The following is a 2,071-nucleotide window of genomic DNA, read 5'->3' as shown; positions in this document are numbered from 1 at the left end:
GGCTCACCAAGGCGACGATCCGTAGCTGGTTTGAGAGGACGACCAGCCACACTGGGACTGAGACACGGCCCAGACTCCTACGGGAGGCAGCAGTGGGGAATTTTGGACAATGGGGGAAACCCTGATCCAGCCATCCCGCGTGTGCGATGAAGGCCTTCGGGTTGTAAAGCACTTTTGGCAGGAAAGAAACGTCATGGGCTAATACCCCGTGAAACTGACGGTACCTGCAGAATAAGCACCGGCTAACTACGTGCCAGCAGCCGCGGTAATACGTAGGGTGCAAGCGTTAATCGGAATTACTGGGCGTAAAGCGTGCGCAGGCGGTTCGGAAAGAAAGATGTGAAATCCCAGAGCTTAACTTTGGAACTGCATTTTTAACTACCGGGCTAGAGTGTGTCAGAGGGAGGTGGAATTCCGCGTGTAGCAGTGAAATGCGTAGATATGCGGAGGAACACCGATGGCGAAGGCAGCCTCCTGGGATAACACTGACGCTCATGCACGAAAGCGTGGGGAGCAAACAGGATTAGATACCCTGGTAGTCCACGCCCTAAACGATGTCAACTAGCTGTTGGGGCCTTCGGGCCTTAGTAGCGCAGCTAACGCGTGAAGTTGACCGCCTGGGGAGTACGGTCGCAAGATTAAAACTCAAAGGAATTGACGGGGACCCGCACAAGCGGTGGATGATGTGGATTAATTCGATGCAACGCGAAAAACCTTACCTACCCTTGACATGTCTGGAATTCCGAAGAGATTTGGAAGTGCTCGCAAGAGAACCGGAACACAGGTGCTGCATGGCTGTCGTCAGCTCGTGTCGTGAGATGTTGGGTTAAGTCCCGCAACGAGCGCAACCCTTGTCATTAGTTGCTACGAAAGGGCACTCTAATGAGACTGCCGGTGACAAACCGGAGGAAGGTGGGGATGACGTCAAGTCCTCATGGCCCTTATGGGTAGGGCTTCACACGTCATACAATGGTCGGGACAGAGGGTCGCCAACCCGCGAGGGGGAGCCAATCCCAGAAACCCGATCGTAGTCCGGATCGCAGTCTGCAACTCGACTGCGTGAAGTCGGAATCGCTAGTAATCGCGGATCAGCATGTCGCGGTGAATACGTTCCCGGGTCTTGTACACACCGCCCGTCACACCATGGGAGTGGGTTTTACCAGAAGTAGTTAGCCTAACCGCAAGGGGGGCGATTACCACGGTAGGATTCATGACTGGGGTGAAGTCGTAACAAGGTAGCCGTATCGGAAGGTGCGGCTGGATCACCTCCTTTCAGAGCTTAAGTGCTCGTGTTAAGTGTCCACTCTTATCGGTTGTTTGATATAGCTGGGATCAGTTGTAGGCTTGGGTCGAGGGAATCTTCCCTGGGTCTTCAGCTACCTGACTACTGATCCGAGAAGGTTTTGGGTCTGTAGCTCAGTTGGTTAGAGCACCGTCTTGATAAGGCGGGGGTCGTTGGTTCGAATCCAACCAGACCCACCAAAGTATTTCGCGTAGTGCTGGTCACTGTGTGGGATATGGGGGTGTAGCTCAGCTGGGAGAGCGCCTGCTTTGCAAGCAGGATGTCATCGGTTCGATCCCGTTCACCTCCACCATTGATTCTCAAATACTCACCTGGTGGTGATGTAGAGGCTAACTCATAGCGCTGTCTGCAGCGTTATGAGTTAGGTTTTACCTAACAGCTATATTCGTTCTTTAACAATCTGGAAGAAGCACAACGAAATGTACTTATCAAGTACTCGGCGCAAGCTGAAGAAGATAAGTACGGGTTGTGATTGCATTATTTTGTTCCAAGTTCTCAAGACTGGGGTGAATAACCTCAGACTGCTTTGAAACTTATGAACGGCACAAACGCTAATACTCAGGTCCTATAGCCTACAGCGTTATAGGATCAAGCGACTAAGTGCATATGGTGGATGCCTTGGCGATCACAGGCGATGAAGGACGTAGTAGCCTGCGAAAAGCTACGGGGAGCTGGCAAACAAGCTTTGATCCGTAGATGTCCGAATGGGGAAACCCACCGCAGCAATGCGGTATCCCTAGCTGAATACATAGGCTAGTGGAAGCGAAC

2 tRNA genes and 2 rRNA genes are annotated in these 2,071 nt (G+C 52.2%); all 4 read left to right on the top strand.

Features of this window, described 5'->3' with window-relative positions:
* Positions 1-1,273 (top strand): 16S ribosomal RNA (locus ACE039_RS19980); the annotation flags it as partial.
* 132 nt (positions 1,274-1,405) lie between these two features.
* Positions 1,406-1,482 (top strand) — tRNA-Ile (locus tag ACE039_RS19975).
* A 37-nt stretch (positions 1,483-1,519) separates the two neighbouring features.
* A tRNA-Ala gene (locus ACE039_RS19970) sits at positions 1,520-1,595 on the top strand.
* A gap of 294 nt (positions 1,596-1,889) precedes the next feature.
* Positions 1,890-2,071: ribosomal RNA gene (locus ACE039_RS19965) — 23S ribosomal RNA — on the top strand; the annotation flags it as partial.

The organism is Achromobacter maghribensis (assembly GCF_057334215.1).
This window is presented reverse-complemented; position numbering and strand designations above follow the sequence as displayed.